General features: G+C 54.4%; 15 protein-coding genes. 7 read left to right on the forward strand and 8 right to left on the reverse strand.

Going from position 1 to position 17,544, the window contains the following annotated elements; genetic code table 11:
• Positions 1–857: 857 nt before the first annotated feature.
• A complete protein-coding gene (locus VHE34_RS17930; RefSeq protein WP_325590233.1) occupies positions 858–1,892 on the reverse strand; it encodes a 2-oxoacid:ferredoxin oxidoreductase subunit beta in 1,035 nt (344 codons plus the stop codon).
• Between the two features lie 229 nt (positions 1,893–2,121).
• Between VHE34_RS17930 and VHE34_RS17935 the strand changes: the two genes are divergently transcribed.
• Positions 2,122–2,406 (forward strand): hypothetical protein, encoded by a 285-nt coding sequence (locus tag VHE34_RS17935; protein WP_325590234.1) that lies wholly within the window; start codon positions 2,122–2,124, stop codon positions 2,404–2,406.
• Positions 2,407–2,567: 161 nt separating this feature from the next.
• Positions 2,568–2,978 carry a sensor histidine kinase gene (locus tag VHE34_RS17940; protein WP_325590235.1) on the forward strand — a complete coding sequence of 137 codons (411 nt, stop codon included), beginning with the start codon at positions 2,568–2,570 and terminating at the stop codon, positions 2,976–2,978.
• A 51-nt stretch (positions 2,979–3,029) separates the two neighbouring features.
• Here VHE34_RS17940 and VHE34_RS17945 read toward each other — a convergent pair whose 3' ends face one another.
• On the reverse strand, positions 3,030–3,356 hold the full coding sequence (locus tag VHE34_RS17945) for an RNA-binding protein (RefSeq protein WP_325590236.1): 327 nt from the start codon (positions 3,354–3,356) through the stop codon (positions 3,030–3,032).
• 229 nt (positions 3,357–3,585) lie between these two features.
• Positions 3,586–4,776, reverse strand: a complete 1,191-nt coding sequence (locus VHE34_RS17950; protein ID WP_325590237.1) for an MFS transporter — start codon at positions 4,774–4,776, stop codon at positions 3,586–3,588.
• 156 nt (positions 4,777–4,932) lie between these two features.
• Here VHE34_RS17950 and VHE34_RS17955 point away from each other — a divergent pair, with 156 nt between their 5' ends.
• A complete protein-coding gene (locus tag VHE34_RS17955; protein WP_325590238.1) occupies positions 4,933–5,343 on the forward strand; it encodes a c-type cytochrome in 411 nt (136 codons plus the stop codon).
• Positions 5,344–5,383: 40 nt separating this feature from the next.
• Here the strand turns inward: VHE34_RS17955 and VHE34_RS17960 are convergent, their stop codons facing one another.
• The gene (locus VHE34_RS17960; protein ID WP_325590239.1) at positions 5,384–8,794 is read right to left on the reverse strand and encodes a discoidin domain-containing protein; all 3,411 of its coding nucleotides are present in this window, start codon (positions 8,792–8,794) and stop codon (positions 5,384–5,386) included.
• A gap of 201 nt (positions 8,795–8,995) precedes the next feature.
• On the opposite strand from VHE34_RS17960, the gene gndA reads away from it, so the two are divergent.
• Genes gndA through pgl form a run of 3 tightly spaced genes read left to right on the forward strand, consistent with a single transcriptional unit; the run spans position 8,996 to position 12,663 of the window.
• Positions 8,996–10,411 carry an NADP-dependent phosphogluconate dehydrogenase gene (gene gndA, locus VHE34_RS17965; protein ID WP_325590240.1) on the forward strand — a complete coding sequence of 472 codons (1,416 nt, stop codon included), beginning with the start codon at positions 8,996–8,998 and terminating at the stop codon, positions 10,409–10,411.
• Positions 10,412–10,438: 27 nt separating this feature from the next.
• Positions 10,439–11,938, forward strand: a complete 1,500-nt coding sequence (gene zwf / locus VHE34_RS17970) for a glucose-6-phosphate dehydrogenase (protein ID WP_325590241.1) — start codon at positions 10,439–10,441, stop codon at positions 11,936–11,938.
• 5 nt (positions 11,939–11,943) lie between these two features.
• A complete protein-coding gene (pgl, locus tag VHE34_RS17975; RefSeq protein ID WP_325590242.1) occupies positions 11,944–12,663 on the forward strand; it encodes a 6-phosphogluconolactonase in 720 nt (239 codons plus the stop codon).
• Here the strand turns inward: pgl and VHE34_RS17980 are convergent.
• The 4 genes from VHE34_RS17980 to VHE34_RS17995 all read right to left on the reverse strand — a co-directional run bounded on the left by VHE34_RS17980 (position 12,655) and on the right by VHE34_RS17995 (position 16,646).
• Positions 12,655–13,056: a DUF2251 domain-containing protein gene (locus tag VHE34_RS17980; protein ID WP_325590243.1), complete on the reverse strand. Its 402-nt coding sequence runs from the start codon at positions 13,054–13,056 to the stop codon at positions 12,655–12,657. The genes pgl and VHE34_RS17980 overlap by 9 nt on opposite strands.
• On the reverse strand, positions 13,053–14,267 hold the full coding sequence (locus VHE34_RS17985; RefSeq protein WP_325590244.1) for an N-acetylmuramoyl-L-alanine amidase: 1,215 nt from the start codon (positions 14,265–14,267) through the stop codon (positions 13,053–13,055). The genes VHE34_RS17980 and VHE34_RS17985 overlap by 4 nt, the downstream gene beginning before the upstream one ends.
• 107 nt (positions 14,268–14,374) lie before the next feature.
• A complete protein-coding gene (locus VHE34_RS17990; RefSeq protein WP_325590245.1) occupies positions 14,375–16,168 on the reverse strand; it encodes an acyl-CoA dehydrogenase family protein in 1,794 nt (597 codons plus the stop codon).
• A gap of 37 nt (positions 16,169–16,205) precedes the next feature.
• A complete protein-coding gene (locus VHE34_RS17995; RefSeq protein WP_325590246.1) occupies positions 16,206–16,646 on the reverse strand; it encodes a MarR family transcriptional regulator in 441 nt (146 codons plus the stop codon).
• A 66-nt stretch (positions 16,647–16,712) separates the two neighbouring features.
• On the opposite strand from VHE34_RS17995, the gene VHE34_RS18000 reads away from it, so the two are divergent.
• Positions 16,713–17,540, forward strand: a complete 828-nt coding sequence (locus VHE34_RS18000) for an alpha/beta hydrolase (RefSeq protein WP_325590247.1) — start codon at positions 16,713–16,715, stop codon at positions 17,538–17,540.
• Positions 17,541–17,544 lie beyond the last annotated feature (4 nt).

Consider the following 17,544-nt stretch of genomic DNA (forward strand, 5'->3'; position numbering starts at 1 on the left):
TGATGAAAAAAACCGCCCCCGAATGGTGGTTCAACCTGAAAAAAGAAAAAACCTTCCGGGCCGCTAATAAGGAGCTGGAGACCCGGTAGGCTATCTCTGCCGCCCATCGGACCACCAGCCGGCGGCCCATGCTGGAAAAAAACTTTAAAAAAAATATTGCTTTTTAACGAAATCGTCTTTATTTTTACCCCGCTTATACTCTGACAGCGTACGCCTTAAGATACGCACACACCACGGAGAATCTCGTCCGATCCAATTTCCACCATTCCGACTATCCAATTTCCGTGTCCGAAGATTCCAATTTCCAAAAAACTTCCCGGTTTATAATAAAATTATGTGAAGGATCATCGCTTCATTCTAATTTAATATAACGATCTTCTGTCCTATCATTACTGGACCTTACAAGGTCGACGCCCAAGGCCCTTTATCTTATACCCTTTTGAAATTATGTCCCTGGTTGATAGGACCACAAGCCTCTCACCAATGATCTTAACCCTCGATCTTACAGTCGTATACTATAGACTTATCCGGATCATATTCTGGCTGAACAGGATTCGCGCCATAAGAATGGATATGCTACATGAATGGAATTTTGAATAAAAGAAAAGCGTCATCAAACGAACATGGGTTCTATAACAAAATATTCGAACTTTTTCTTTTTGTGGTTTCAGAGGTAAGCACAGGCCGGCGATGTCTATCGCTGGCTCTTTTTTAATATACCTTCGGCCAACCGACTTTCATCCAACCGACTTTCGGTCGGTTAAGAGAAAAAGGAGAAAAAGAACTTCACTGTGAAAAAACCAAAAAAGAGGCGGCTCAATCCTGTCGGGCCGGCCTCTTTTTATTTATAGAAGTTGTCAGGCGATGGTCCAGGTCTCGCTACCGCGGAGCAGCTTATCCAGATCGCCCTTGCCTTTTGCGGCGATAACCTCTTCGATCTGCATGTTCAACATATCCTCATAACAAGGCCGGTCGTTCTCGTAGAACACGCCGAAGGGGCGGGGCAGGTGGCCTTCGACCCGGGGATCGTCGAACATCCGTACGAGTATCTGCGCCTTGAAGAAATCGTTCTCATCGTGTATCCAGCAATCGTTCTCGCTGAAATCTTTGCCGAGGTCCACAACCACGGGGCGGAAGCCGTCGAGGCGGACGCCTTTTTCGCGCTGTGCGCCGAATACCAGGGGCTTGCCCTGTTCGAGGAAGAGCGTTTCCAGCGGCTTGGTGCTTTTTTCGGTGAAGATCTCAAAGGCGCCGTCGTTGAAGATATTACAGTTCTGATAGATCTCGAGGAAGGAAGCGCCTTTATGGGCATGGCTGCGGAGCAGCATCTGCTGGAGATGTTTGGGGTCTCTGTCCATGCTGCGGGCGATGAAGCTGGCGTCGGCTCCCCGGGCCAGCGCGAGTGGATTGAACGGATGGTCGAGGCTGCCATAGGGCGTCGACTTCGTTATCTTGTTCGTTTCGGAGGTGGGAGAGTACTGTCCCTTCGTCAGACCATAGATCTGGTTGTTGAAGAGCAGGATATTGATATCGAAATTGCGGCGCAGCAGGTGGATGGTATGGTTGCCGCCGATGCTAAGGCTGTCGCCGTCACCGGTGACCACCCAGACGCTCAGTTCGGGCCGGGTTGCCTTGAGGCCGGATGCGATCGCCGTTGCACGACCGTGGATCGAGTGCATGCCATAGGTGTTCATATAGTACGGAAACCGGCTGCTGCAGCCGATACCGGAAATGATCACGATGTTTTCGCGCGGGACCCCAAGGGTAGGCATGATCTTCTGTACCTGGGCAAGTATCGAATAATCTCCGCAGCCGGGGCACCAACGCACTTCCTGGTCGGTGGCAAAATCCTTCGCCGTCAGCGCCGGCGGGATAGATGTTGTTTCACTCATGATAAATAGGCCTTAAGACCGATGATTATTACAAATTTAAGCTTTTACGTCATATCTGGGGTTGCGGTATGTGGAAATTGCACCACAGGAAACCGTTAAAAATGCGCTTTAGGGTTGGAAAACGTTTGGCACAGCTTTGGTCGATATACCCATGGCCTATAACAGATAAAATAAAAAAGTTATGAAACGAGCCGGCTGCATAACTTCATTGAAAATCAATTAATTAGTTATGAAAAAGATATTAATGCTCATCGTAATAGCAGGGTGTACCTGTCTTGCCGGTTGTGAGGTCGAGGGTTATGTCGCCGATCAGCCGGCGGATGTTTATTACGAGCGGCCGGTCTCTCCCGGCGTGGACTATGTCTGGATCGACGGGGACTGGGTGTGGAGTGGGGGTACTTATCGTTGGCATAACGGCCATTGGGGGCATGCGCGGCCCGGCCGTACCTGGGAGCGGGGCCATTGGGACCATGGCGCCAGGGGTTATCGTTGGAACCGCGGCCACTGGCGGTAATTGACGCGATCATCCTCTCTATATACGCAAGGAAGCCCGTATGCGTCAGCTACGGGCTTTTCTTGTTTGCCGGAAATAAAAATGCAGGGGACATCTGTTGATATGTCTCATTGCGTTACATTTACACGGTTAAAAGCACCCCATATTGAAATCCTGTATCAATGGCTTCTGATTTGTGTACTACTATTTCCCTGCATCGCTTTGTAGACGAGCTGATGACGGGTCTACTTCCACGCGCAGTAAGTCGCAAAACATTAATTATCAATCAAATAGACCGCGATCTGGAAGTGGGTTCGGACGAGAACCTGCTGGCCTTTATTCTTTGGAACCTGCTGGACAAGGCGGTGGAAAGCACTCAGAACGAGTGTATCCATGTGGAGTCTTTCTGCAAGGGGGAAAAGACGATGATCCGGGTGCGGAATGCCGGGGTCTATTTTTATCGCAGCTGCGCCAATTGTTTCCGGCAGGTGCAAGATGCGGCGGAAAAGCTGGGCGGCAGCATCAGCATCGACTCCCGGGATATGGGCACGACGGTGGATCTTACCCTGCACAAGGATCTCAGGGCCGCATAGATAAAAAAGGGCCCCTTAAAAAGGGGCCCTCAATATCAACAAAGCGATGTATTAATAACGGCTGTTGCTGTAATTGTTGTTGCCCCGGCGTTGGAAGGAGCCACCGCCCTTGTTACCGCCGCCACTGCCGCGGTCTTCACGGGGTTTTGCCACCGATACACCGATGGTGCGGCCGTCTACGGATGCACCGTCCAGTTCCTGGATAGCTTTTTTGGCAGCCTCATCATCGGGCATCTCAACGAATGCAAACCCGCGGGATTTGCCCGTGAATTTGTCCATGATGACCTTGGCGGAAGAAACCTCGCCGTATTCTGCGAAATAATCCTGCAAGTCTTCGTCCGTGACGTTGAAGCTCAAATTCGAAATGTAAATGTTCATACTAATAACTGATTAAAAATGAAAATAAAAGACAATCTGAGTAAAAAAGCAGGGAGTAAAGACGACTAACAATTACCGGGGATTATAATAGCGGAAATGATCATTCAATTACTGGTGCTGTAATCAGCTCAAATTTAACGGTGCAAATATACGGTAAGAATCGTTACCCACCAAGCGAATCTGGCCGGGATTGGCGCAATTAGTAATTTGTTAACCCGTGTTGTACGTTTTACGCCGCGGCCGTCCTGATCCTCCTAAAGGTTATTCCGTAGATGATAAATGCGGCAGTGGTAAGCAGGACTCCGGTGATGCAAACGCCGGTCCAACCGCCTTTATCCCAGGCGAAAAGCCCGATGGCGGAGCCCATCGCGGTTCCGATGAAGCTAACGGTCATATATACGGTATTGAGCCGGTTGCGCGCCTGCGGGATCAGCGCATAGACGCGGCTTTGGTTCGAAACGTGGATGCATTGCATTGCGAGGTCGAGCAGGATAATGCCGGCGATGATCCCAAGCACATATTTTGCGCCTGTGTAGAGCAGCACGAACGAGGACAGCAGGAGTCCGAGGCCATAGCCGATGGCGATCCGCGGGTTGCGTTTGTCGGCGGAGCCTCCGACGAGCGGTGCGGCGAGGGCGCCGGCGGCTCCTGCGAGGCCAAAAAGCCCGATGAGGTCGCTATTAAAATGGAACGGCGCCCCCGAAAGATGGAGCACCATGGTCGTCCAGAACATTCCGAAGGTGGAGAAGCCGAGGGCGTTGATCGCCGCGGCCTCGCGAAGGACGGGTTGTTCGCGTGCGAGGGTCAGCAGGCTGCGCATCAGGGATGCGTAGGAGCCGGTGAAATGGGGGCGGCTGGGTGGAAAAGTATAGCGGATGATCGCCAGCAGGGAAAGGCTGATGCCTGCAGCCACGGCGAACATGCCGCGCCAGCCCAGCCAGCGGCCGACAAATCCGCTGAGCGTCCGCGACAGCAGGATGCCGATAAGCAGTCCGCTCATGATGGTGCCGATGACCTTACCGGTCTTCGAAGGCGGAGAAAGGTGCGCGGCGAGGGGAAGGATCAGCTGTGGGATCACGGAGGTCGCGCCGATGCATACGCTGGCAATTTCCAGGCAAAGGAAATTGGGCGACAGGGCCGCAAAGACCAGCGCCGCCACGGCAAGGGCGGCCATCCAGACGATCTGGCCCCGGCGTTCGACCTTATCGCCGAGAGGGACGAAGAACAGGAGTCCAAGGGCATAGCCCAGTTGAGTAAGGAAGGGAATGCGCCCGCCCCTGCTCTCGGGAATGCCGAAGCTTTTACTGATAAGGACGATAAGCGGCTGACAGTAATAGATATTCGCGACGATCAGGCCCGTACAGATCGCCATGATCACGATTTGACCCCGCTTCAGATATTCCGTTGTCGTCGGTTCCATGGTTTGGCCTCTATCGGGGTTTTTAGAAGTCAGCCCCCGGCGTGGTCCGTTTTGCGCAAAGGTAAAGCAGCCGAACCGATTGGTCTATTGTCAAAATATTGTCATATTGTTGATCGATTTCTCTTAAATTAGCCTATCTAAAATTTTATTTCCCCCATGCTGCATTACAAGAAAATTGCCGTCGTTGGCGCCCTGTTTGGATTTATGATCATTGGAATGGCTGCCGTCCGCCCCCAGGACGATCCGAAACCCAAGCACAATTTCAAAGTGCTGCCCAGGGACATCAGCCATGATGACCTGGAAAAGATAATGGACGGCTGGAAGGCGGCGCTTGGCGTAAAATGTAATTTCTGTCATGCCCCGTCAGCCGACAGCACCTCTCACCGGTTGGATTTTGCCAGCGATGCCAAGCCTGAGAAGACCATCGCCCGTCATATGTACAAGATGACCGGCAAGATCAACAAAAAATATTTTTCCTTCAATAAGGATGAGCAGGGGAAAACGATTCCGGCGGTCAGTTGCGTGACCTGTCATCGTGGAAGCCCCCATCCCGGCGAGGTCAGGTAAAGAAAAGGAAAAACCCGGCATCAGCCGGGTTTTTCCTTTTCTATCGCTTTATCAGCTTCTGAACCGACCTTCCCTTATCCGTCCTGACCTCCACGAAATACACGCCCTGCGACAGTCTGCTTATCGCCACATCGAGGGTGCCGGCGGCATTCCCGTTCAGCTGATTGAACATTCTCCGTCCCGAAATATCATAGACACTTACTTCCCGGATGGGTTCGGTACCCGGTACCACCCGGAAATAGCTGCTCGCGGGGTTCGGGAAGATCAGCGGAGCCGTTTGATTGCCTGAGCGGACTGCGATTACGGGCGAGTAAGTGGCCTTCCCGTCCCGGTCTGTCTCCCGCAGGCGATAGTAGTTGACTCCTCTTGACGGCTGTCCGTCCGTGTACGTATAGTCTTGCGGTGAGTTGCTGTTTCCCACTGCTGTAACGGTTCCGATGACCGTGAAATGGGATCCGTCGGCACTGCGTTGAACTTCGAAATACCCGACATTCTGTTCCATTGCCGTCGTCCATTGGAGAACGATCTCCTGGCCTGTGGACCGGCCCGTAAAGTTGGAAAGTTCGATGGGAAGATTGGATCCCTTCATGAAATTGTCGATGGTTACCGTCGCCGTCGAAGTATTGTTACCACTGCTGATTGCCAGCCCTCCATTCACCGTTGTACTGCCGGATCCAAAACCCAGGTCCTGGGTTGCGCCGACCTGGGTCCAGGTCAACCCATTGGACGAAATGAAGCCAGAATAGCTGGAACCGGACTTCACGAGTCTCACCCAATATGGGGGCACGATGCCGGAAACAGTCGCAGTCGTCGTGGGACCATCCTGGGTGCTGCGGGTTTGGAAGATGGCGCCGGTACCGGCTGAAAGTGCGATAAAGGCGTTCGGGTCCCCGGGACTGTTGGTTGCCTGCCGAATCATGATCCCGGCCTTGTCGCCCGTGGTATTGTCGAGGGTTGCTACCCGGCCGACCAGTTCGTCGCCGTCACTAAGCGAAAAGAACGCATACCGGAAGGCATCGGCCGTGCCGCCGATGTCCGCGCCGGAACCCTGCAGCGAGAATGTCGTGCCGTCATAACAGGCTTCGCCACCGACGCCGACCGTTCCGATATCGGCGGTTGTCCAGCGAGTGGGAAGAGGTCCGCAAACACCCGAACAGTCAAGGGTGGAGAAACCGGCTGACGTGGTATCGCTATGGGTCCCGTCCGTACAGTGAGTCACAACCCGGTACAGGTAATCCGTCGCACAGGACAAGCCTGTGATCGAGATAGAGGTGTTTGCCGTAGAAGTCGTCTGCCAGGTCGCAGCGGTGGTAGCCTTGTATTGCACATCATAGAGGGCGGCGCCGGAAGCCCCGTCCCAATTCAGGGTCGCCATATTTTGCTGGACGTTCGACGCCGACAGGTTCGTGGGAGGGAAGCAGGTTACCGTAGGAGTTCCATACACCTCCATCTCCAGGATGGAATATCCATTGCCTGTCCCCCGGGTGATGCCCAGCATCTTCACATACCGGCCGGAGCCCTGCAGGGGCATCGTGTTGTCGAACTGAGTATTTCCCCGCACCGAGTAAACGGTCTTCCAGGTGCTTTTATCGTTGGATACCTGGATATCGAAATCTTTCCCGAGGGCAGCTTCCCAACGGATGATCACCTTGCACAGATCATAGCTTTTTCCCAGGTCGACATATATCCACTGATTATCGCTATAGGCGCTTCCCCATCTCGTGCTGAGCTTGCCGTCGAAGGCGCTGTCCGGCTCCAGGCTTGAATATTGGAAGGACGAAGCCGTAGCCGGCTTCTTAAGGGCGATGTTGGAACTCGTGCAGGTGTCCACCCCATTGCCCAACAACCCATACACCGTAACGTGGCCCGAAAAGGAGGCAACATACAATTTTCCATTGGCTACCGTGGGAGAAGACATCTTGGCATAGTTGCCGATATCGTCGCCCGGCACCGTGACCGAATTCCAAAGCTCCTTTGTCACGTCGTTGGCGTTTATGGCGCGGACGACGCCCGGGCAGGTCTGGTGATTGGCATCGCAACCGTTATAGGCATGAGTCGCCCAGAGGATCGCGGTATTGTCTGTATTCCCGTTGCTGCTGGTACTCAGGTTGGCTCCGTTATTGCCCTGCGGACCCGGGATACCGCTGGTCGGCACCGAGTTCGGGTTGGTGTTGGAAAAACCGGATGTGGTCCTGTTCACCGACCAGGCCCTGAGGGCGGTGTTCTCCGGCCAGGTGTACACATATTCGTTGGCCGTGCCTTTATAATAGCCAAAAGAACACCGCAGGTGGGCGTCCTTCTGGTAGATGTTCTGCACATAGTTGGCTCCGCCGGTATATTTTCCCAGGTTATTCTGGTCAAGCAGGTAGAGATTTCCGTCTTTTGCGCCGGTGAGAATACGATTGAGCCCCGGGATGATCAGCGTTTCACAGGGACCAAAATCAAGATCTCCCTGGTCGAGCTGTGCATAGTTCGAAGGGGTAAAAAAGTCCGTGACATCGAGCTGGTTCCCCGAAGGAGTAAGTTTGATCATCGAGGCAGCCAGATTCACGGAATTAGCCGTAGCATCCGTCGTGCCGTTGCCGGTTGCGACGAAGATGTTCCCGGCGTCGTCGGCCGCGATGCCGTTACCACTCTGCCAGATCCCGCCGCCTTCACCATTGGCCGTCGAGCAGTAGACGTATTTCCGGGTCAGGTCGGCGGCGTTGTATCCCAATAGCCAGCCGTGATAGGGGTCCATGTCGCAATGGCTGGAATAGCCGATATAGACCACCCCATTGAGCAGGAGCAGACCCGGGCGCTGGTTCTGGGAAAATGGATCGAAGTTGAGCGTGCCGCCTGAACTTCCTTCGCCGGTGCCGGGTATCGAAGCTGTGATAACGGTGGGCGTCTGCCGGTCGATCCCGGTCGAAATGCTTATGGCATGCAGTCGTTGGGTAAAGGTCTTGGCCCCGCTGGTAGTGACATCCCGTGAAACGAAGTAGATATATCCGGCATTTTTGTCGATGACGGGGGTACCGATGATGCCGATCTTTTCGGTAAAGTCCACGTATTGTGGAGTGCAGAGCGTCGCCGCGGCGTAGTCGGTATTCAGCGGCGGCCGGAAATTACCGGCCGGGGTAAAATTCTTCATCCAGTACTGTGTGCCGTTATCGGCGTCAAAAGCATATACCGAATTGTTCACCGTCGCGACGATCGCGACGTTGTGGGTCCCGCCGCTGATCGTAACCCCGGACACGATCAGGGGTTGCGAATATACCTGGTCGTCAACCGGCAGATCGAAAAGCTTTCCGAATAATCCGGGTTTGACATTGCTTGTGTTCAGGGTAGTTTCCTGGTTGTTCCAGCCGGTTCGGTTGTTGTCGTTGTGTTGTGTAAGGACATCCACCTGTGCATAGAGGGTAATGGACGCGAGGGTCACGACGATCGACAAAAAAATCGTTCTCATCATAGAGATTTAGTTAAAGAAAGGTGACAGGTCAGTCACGGTTCAATCATAGTGACATTAGCGGGAGGGTGGTATTACAAGGAAATCGGTGGGAATTCAATGGAGAGAGACCATAAAAATACAAAAGGTTTCCCGGATTACATAATATATTGCCAAATTTTTGATCCGAAATATACCTAATTTTATGGTCCAAAAATGTTAGAAATGGCAAATCAATCGTTTAAGTTCGGCATGATCGGCCTCGGTGTTATGGGGCGAAATCTACTGCTCAATATGGCCGATCACGGCTTTGCGGTAGTCGGCTTTGATAAGGATGCACAGAAAGGAGCGACTCTCGAATCCTCCGCGACCCCGGGTACGACCGTAAAAGGGGTCTCCACGCTTGCTGAAATGATCCAGCTGCTCGAGAAACCGAGAAGGATGATGATGCTGGTGCCTGCGGGCAAACCCGTGGACGATGTGATCAACGATCTTTTACCGTTGCTGGACAAGGGCGATATCGTCATTGACGGCGGCAACTCCCACTATGTCGATACTTTACGCCGGGTAAAGTTCATGGAAGAAAAAGGTTTTCATTTCATGGGCGTCGGCATTTCCGGCGGTGAGCAGGGTGCCCGTTCGGGTCCCAGTATCATGCCGGGTGGCGATCCCGAAGCTTATACGCATGTTCAGCCCCTGCTGGAAGCGGTGGCCGCCAAGGTCGACGGCGTTCCCTGTGTCGCGCATCTTGGTAAAGGGGCGGCAGGTCACTATGTAAAAATGGTGCACAATGGCATCGAATATGCCATCATGCAGCTGATCAGCGAAACCTATGACCTGATGCACCGGGGCCTGGGGCTGTCCAATGACGAGCTGCACAAGGTCTATAAGAACTGGAATGACGGGGAGCTGCAATCCTTCCTTGTCGAGATCACCCGGGATATCTTCCTCAAACAGGACGATAAGACGGGCAACCGGCTGGTGGATATGATCCTCGACAAGGCCGGCGCCAAAGGCACCGGGAAATGGACCTCGCAGGACGCGATGGACCTGGGCGTTCCTATCCCCGTGATCGATATGGCAGTTTGCCTGCGCGAACTCTCGGCCTATAAGGACGAGCGGACCCAGGCGGCGGCGATGTATAAGAACCCTTCCGCGGACATTCCCGTTCCCAAGGAGGTTTTTATCCAGCAGGTACAGGAAGCCCTGTTCTTCGGCGTCATCATCAGCTATGCCCAGGGGCTGGCAATGCTGCATGTCGCTTCGAAAGAGCTGGGCATGCAGATCCCCATGCAGGAAGTGGTCAAGGTTTGGCGCGGCGGCTGTATCATCCGGAGTTCCCTGCTGGAAGTATTTTTTAAGGCCTTCTCCAAGAACCCTCAGCTTGCAAATTTGTTATTGGAAGGAGAGATTGCCCAGCTGTTGCAGGCGAAGAAGCAGAATATGCGCAATGTGTGCATCCATGCCATCCATATGGAGTATCCCGTGGCAGGGCTGATGGCCGCGCTGAGCTATTTCGATGCGTACCGCAGCGAACGCATGCCGACCAACCTGATCCAGGCACAGCGGGATTACTTTGGAGCCCACACCTATCAGCGGGTCGACGAGCCGGGTGTATTTCATACGGAATGGAACAAATAGATCAATAAACGATTCAATAGCTGAATTATGCAAAACCATAAACGACCGCCTGCTTCCCTGATCTTCATCTTCGGGGGCAGCGGTGACCTCAATTACCGGAAACTTTCGCCCGCGCTTTATAATTTGTTCATCGACGAATGGATGCCGGAAAAGTTCGGCATCGTAGGCATCGGCCGCAGTCCCTATAATGACGAGGAATACCGTAAGCGACTGCTCAACGGTATCCAGTCCTTCAGCCGCCGGAAAGGAGAACCTAATGGTCACTGGGACGAGTTCTCCCGGCATGTCACCTACCTTCAGATGGACGCCGAAAAAGACGGCGACTACCAGAAGATCGCCGAGGTGGTAAAAGCCAAAGAGGCCGAGATGGGTGAGCACCCCAATGTTATTTTCTATCTCTCCGTCGCTCCGCAGCTGATGCCGGATATTGCCAGGAAGCTGGGTTCGCTGAAACTTTGTTCGGAAACGGCAACGACCCGCATCGTGCTCGAGAAGCCTTTTGGGCATGACCTGAAGAGCGCCCACGAGTTGAACCAGCTGCTCATGAGCATGTTCAAGGAAGAGCAGATCTACCGGATCGACCACTATCTCGGCAAGGAGGCGGTGCAGAACATTCTTTCGCTCCGGTTTGCCAACACGCTGTTCGAGCCGATCTGGAACCGGAACTATATCGATCATGTCCAGATCACCGTCTCCGAGACCGTGGGTCTCGAAGGACGCGGCGGCTATTATGAGCAGTCGGGAGCCCTTCGGGACATGGTGCAGAACCATATCCTCCAGCTGATGTGCATGGTTGCGATGGAAGCCCCGGTCAACTTTGACGCCAATGAGATCCGCAACAAAAAAGTCGACGTTCTGAACGCGATCCGCAAGATCAACAAGGAAGACATCAATCAATATGCGGTCCGCGGCCAATATGGGGAAGGCTGGATGAAAGGAGAGAAGGTGCCGGGCTACAAGCAGGAGAGGGGCGTTCAGCCCAACTCCGCCACCGAAACCTTTGCCGCCGTCAAATTCTATATCGATAACTGGCGCTGGCAGGATGTCCCTTTCTATGTTCGAACCGGCAAACGGATGAACCAGAAGGCTTCCAATATCACGATCCAGTTCAAGGCGGCCCCCAGTTATGCGTTTCCGCCAGAAGCGGCGGACACCTGGCGGGCGAACCGGCTGACGATCGCTATCCAGCCCGAGATGGAGGTCCGACTGCGGTTCCAGGCAAAGAAAGCGGGCCAGTCGATGACGCTCAACCCCGTCGATATGGTCTTCAACCCCAAAGACAACGAGCATGAACCGGAGGCCTATGAGACCTTGCTGCTGGACGTCATGGAAGGCAATCCTACGCTGTTCATGCGTGCCGACCAGGTGGAAGCCGCGTGGAAGATCGTGATGCCGATCATCGAAGCCTGGGAGAGCCGGGTCCCTTCTAATTTCCCGAACTATACCCCGGATTCCTGGGGACCTGAAGATGCAGAGGCGCTGATCGCCCGCGACGGAAAGAATTGGTTTACCATGTTACCCAAGTAAAGATCATGGAACTGCATGTATACAAAGACAGCGAAACGCTGAGCAACGCCACGGCAAAATTCGTCGCCGATCATATTGCCGCGACCCTGAAGAAACAGACCCGCTATACGATCGCCCTTTCGGGCGGCAGTACACCGGTGAGGCTGCACCAGCTGCTGGCACAATCGCCCTATAAAGATCAGATCGATTGGTCGAAGCTGCATGTATTCTGGGGGGACGAGCGGGCGGTTCCGTTCGACGACGATCGGAACAATGCGAAGATGGCGTATGAGACGCTGCTGAATTTCGTGCCGGTACCCGCGGAGCAGATCCACGTCATGCGCACGGACATCGATCCGACGGCGTCGGCCGCCGAGTACGAAAAGATATGCCACCAATATTTCGACAATACGGCTACCAGCTTCGACCTCGTATTGCTGGGCATGGGCGATGATGGTCATACCCTGTCGTTGTTTCCCGGGATGCCGGTTATCCACGAGGAGAAGCTCTGGACGACGGCTTTCTGGCTGCAGGCGCAGGACATGTACCGGATCACGCTCACCCGGACACTCGTGAACCGGTCGGCCTGCGTGGTCTTCCTTACGGCGGGGGCCAAGAAGGCTCATGCGTTAAAAGAAGTGCTGAAAGGTGCGCCGAACCCCGATCTTTATCCCTCCCAGGTGATAAAACCCGTAGGAGAACTTCATTGGTTTGTCGACGAAGCTGCGGCGGCGGACCTAAAATAATTTTTGGATCAATTCATTGCCGAGCTTTCGGCCGCCCTGGGTCCAGAGATCGTTGGGGGGAGGGAATTCATTGATATTATAGCCGCCGTGGGCTTCGAAATCGAACAGCGCATGGACGTGGCCGTCGATGACCAATGCGGCTTTCAGCCAGTCTCGGGACCAGATGATCTTTAGCTGGGCAGGGGGCAGCGGTTCGGACTCCTCGTCGGTCTCATGGATATGCAGGGCGTCGAGAATGCGCAGCTCTTCGGTTGATTTTTCCACGGCGTAAAAAAACGCCGTGTCCCCGTCATCTTCGAAGACGACGCCATAAGAATTCTCGGGAGCGAAGCTTTCGAGGAAGAGGTCTTCTCCCGCGGTCCAGTTTGCTTCCTGCATCAGATATCCGTTCATGACTTTGGTTTTTGCCGGGGCGCCTCCGGCGCCCCCTGCTGTTTCAGCCAGTCGACGATCCCCAGATAGATCTTTTGCGCAACGGCCTTGTGGAATTTTGGACTGAGAATCTTCTTTTCATCCTGCCGGTTGCTGAGGAAGGCCACCTCCACCAGCGCATTGGGATAGTCGGTAGGACCGCTGAGCGAAAAATTGAAGTTGCCGACGTTGCCATATTCCTGCAGGCCGAGGGAGAGCATCCGCTCGAGAATGGCCATGCTGAGCGGGCGGAACCCGATATACCGATAATAGGTGCTTGTCCCCTGTATCGAGTCATTGCCGGCCGAGTTGAGATGGATGCTGACCAGCAGATGCGGGTCGAACTGTTTGAGCATGGCGATGCGTTCGGGCATGCTGAGGGTTGTATCCTTTGTCCGCGTCATGAAGACCTGCTTCACACCGGCGGTCTTTAGCGTTTTGCGCAATTGCTCGGCGATCAGGAGGGTGTAATGTTTTTCCAGGATTTTGCTCGTGGTCCCGGTGGCGCCGGAGTTGTCGCCTCCATGGCCGGCGTCGATGGCGATCCGCAGCTTGCGGATATCGAGAACGGCGGGCTGGCGGCGGATGCGGATGATAAGATGCCGGCCCAGGCTGTCATAGGCGATGGCATATCCCCAATGCTGGGGATGTTTCAGCTCGATATAGATTCGGAAGACATCGTCCTCGGTCTGCTCGTACCAGGTGTTGCGAATCTCTTTTGCCGTATGCAGCTGGGTGATCCAGTTGGTGTTGGAGGTGACACCATAGACATCGACAGCTACGCGGGATGGATCGATCAGCTGTGTTCCCCGGTAGGGATAGCGATCATCGACTGTGAGCGTCACAAAGTCGGAGGCCGTATCGCCAAATACTTTTATGTTCCCGGTGAGATGGGGGTTGTGGGCGACGGGGCCGTTGGCCAACTTGCCCTGCAGGACGAGGCTTGACTTGGCGATATAGGCATAATGCCGGCTGGAGAGCCGGACCTTATAGTCGGTATTGAAGCTGTCGACGACTTTTACGAGGACGTTCGAATCCAGGAAGCCCATTTTGGCGCCGCCCAACCGGTCGTCGCCGATACCGTATTCCATAAAGGGGAGGGCCCCTGTTGTCCTTGCGAGCCAGATGCTGTCCTGGGCGGCCGAGGCATTCGCCAGTTGGAGGAGGATGAGTAGGCCAATTATTCGATTCATGAAATTTAAGCCATTTCTAATAAAGATATGGCATAAATACAAAAGGAGGCCACCTGCAAAAATTTGCATGGTGGCCGTGCTTGCTCATGTGTGCACCCGCAAGTCGTTTATAACGGATATTTGTTATCGTTGATCAGCTTGTCGGCGATCCGGCGCCTGGCGGCCTTGCTGTTGAAAGGGTCGACCTTGGTGAATCGCTTTAACCCCAGCAGCATCATCCGCTGTTCGTCGCCATCGGCAAAGGCATTGATGGCGTCTTTGCCTGATTTATTGATCCGGTCCGCCGCATCATAAAGCCAGGTGCGCATGATATCCAGCTCGTAGGCGGCAGCGGCTTCACCCCGCTGGTCGGATAGTTTCCAGGCCCGCAGCAGTGCGCTCTCGGCTACGAAGGTCTCGATGGCCATGTCGGCGATGTGCATGAGGATCTCCTGCTCGCTCTCGAGCTTCATCATCAGCTTCTGCGCGGCGGCGCCGGCCGTCATGAGGATCGCCTTTTTGAAATTCTGGATCGTCTTTTTCTCCTTCGCGAACGGCGTATCGCCGTCGCTGCCGAATTCGGGGATGCTCATCAGTTCCTTCGAGACCGCCATGGCCGGCCCCATGATATCCAGTCGGCCCTTCATCGCCCGCTTCAGGACCATATCGACGGTGAGCAGGCGATTGATCTCATTGGTGCCTTCATAGATGCGATTGATCCGGCTGTCGCGGTAGGCCTTGGAGATGATATATTCGTCGCTGTACCCGTTCCCCCCATGGATCTGTACGCCTTCGTCGACGACGAAGTCGAGTATCTCGCTGCCGAACACTTTGAGGATGGCGCATTCGATGGCATATTCTTCGGCCGCGCCCAGCACGGCTTCATTGAAGGGTTTGCCTTCGGCGGCGAGGCCGACCTCCTTGTCGTCGATCCATTTCGTAGTACGGTAGAGCGCACTTTCCGCCGTCCAGATGCGGATGGCGATCTCGGCGATCTTATGTTTTATCGCGCCGAAATTCGCGATCGGGGTCTTGAACTGTTCGCGCGTTTTGGCATACTGGATGGATGTCGTGGCAGCGCGTTTTGCCCCGCCCACGGCGGCAGCGCAAAGCTTCAGCCGCCCAATATTGAGGATATTGAAGGCGATGATATGTCCCTTCCCGATCTCTCCCAGCAGGTTTTCGACGGGTACCTTGCAGTCCTGGAAATACAGCTGCACCGTCGAGGAGCCCTTGATCCCCATCTTGTGCTCTTCGGGACCTTGGGTAAACCCTTCGAACCCGCGTTCGACGATAAAGGCCGAGAATTTGTCCCCGTCGATCTTTGCGAATACGGTGTAGATATCGGCGAACCCCCCGTTGGTGATCCAGCACTTCTGGCCGTTGAGGAGGTAGTATTTTCCGTCGGCCGACAATTTTGCGGTGGTCTTTGCGCCGAGCGCGTCGCTGCCGCTGTTGGGCTCGGTCAGACCATAAGAGCCCTTCCATTCCCCGCTCGCCAGCTTCGGGATATATTTCTTCTTTTGTTCCGGCGTGCCGAAATATAGGATCGGCAGGGTACCGATACCCGTGTGGGCGGAGACACCAACGGAGAACGAAAAACCGCCGCCCAGGCCTTCGTTCACCAGGGTCGCCGTGACGAAATCCTTACCGAGACCCCCGTATTCCTCGGGCACTGCGGCGCCGAGCAGACCCTGGTCCCCCGCCTTTGCGATCAGCGCGGGCATCAGACCGGGCTCCAATTTGTCGATGCGGTCGATGACGGGAAGTACTTCCGTATCCAGGAAAGCGTTGCACATGTCTTTTACCATCTGCTGCTCTTCATTGAGATCTTCGGGGATGAAGGTCTCGAAAGGCGAGCTTTCCTTTGTTAGCCATTCGGCTCCTTTCAGGGTTTGCTTTTTTTCAGTGGACGCACTCATAGAAAACAGTTTTTAGTGTATGTTTTGCTCATCGATGTTATCGAAGATTGTCGTAAACTATCTGCAATACTTCCTTACAGACGTCGATGCGGTCGGTGGGCACGCCTTCCAGCGCTTCGTTGAGCGTCGCCTCCGCCAATTGCATCGTCTCCTCCTGCAGCTTCTGGGCCTGGCGGGTCAGGAAGATCAGGTTGATGCGCCGGTCCTGTTCCGAAGGCACCCGTTTGACCAGCTGTTGCTTTTCCAGGTTATCCACCAGGCGGGTGATGCTGGGTTTGTCCCGGAAGGTGGCGCTGCACAGTTCCTGCTGGCTTTTGCCATCCTCCTTCCAAAGATGATAGAGGACGCTCCACTGTTCGATGGTGATCTTCAGTCCCGCGGCGTTGAATTTCTTTTGCAGATTGCGGGCGATGGCCGTGCTGGCCTTGCCCGTTATAAAACTGTAAAGCTCTCCTCTCTTGAATTGGTTGTTTGGCATACAGTTAGTTAAACAACTAACTAAAAATACACTTTTTTTTGGATTTGCACGAATTATCTTTATTAAATGTCCGGGCATTTTATCAACTTTCGGTCTTCGCGGTTTCATTACTACCAGTGGGGGAAGGGGGTGCAGATCCTTTTTGCCTTCCATGGTTACGGAGAGTCCGGGGCCTCCTTTGCATTCCTGGCGGAGGCGGTCGGTCGCGACTTCACGATCATTGGGCTCGATATGCCGTTCCATGGCAAAACAGAGTGGAAGGAGGAAAAACTCTTTCTCGATCCGCGTGATCTTCGGTCGCTGATGCTGGAGATTGCTTCGGGATTGCCGGAAAGAGAGGTAGGTTGGTGGCTGCTTGGGTACAGCATGGGCGGCCGGGTGGCGCTTCAGCTGCTGGAGTTGGAATACGCCCGTGTGGAGCGCCTGGTGCTTATGGCGCCGGATGGGCTGATCGTCAATCCCTGGTATTGGCTGGCCACCCGAACCGCCGCGGGCAACCGGTTTTTCCGATGGACGATGAAGCGGCCTGGCTGGCTTTTCCTGCTGATGCGGGCCGGCAACCGGTTGGGTCTTGTCAACCCGAGTCTCTTCAAGTTTGCGGCCCGTTATATCGATGACGACCCCGTGCGCCAGGAACTCTACCAACGATGGACGGTGATGCGGGGATTCCGGCCGCCGCTCGGGTCTATTGCCGGCTGGATCCGGGAGTTGAAGATTCCCATCGTTCTCCTCTATGGCCGCTATGACCGGATCATACTCGCACGGCGCGGCGAGCGGTTTTTGCATCGCATCCGGCCAAACGGCCGGCTTACCCTGCTGCCGGCGGGGCATGCGATCCTGCAGCCTAAATTCGTGGAAGTCATCACAAACGCGCTAAATTTACCGCCCAGTTAGAATT

It is taken from the genome of Puia sp. (assembly GCF_035546395.1).
Lineage (GTDB): Bacteria > Bacteroidota > Bacteroidia > Chitinophagales > Chitinophagaceae > Puia.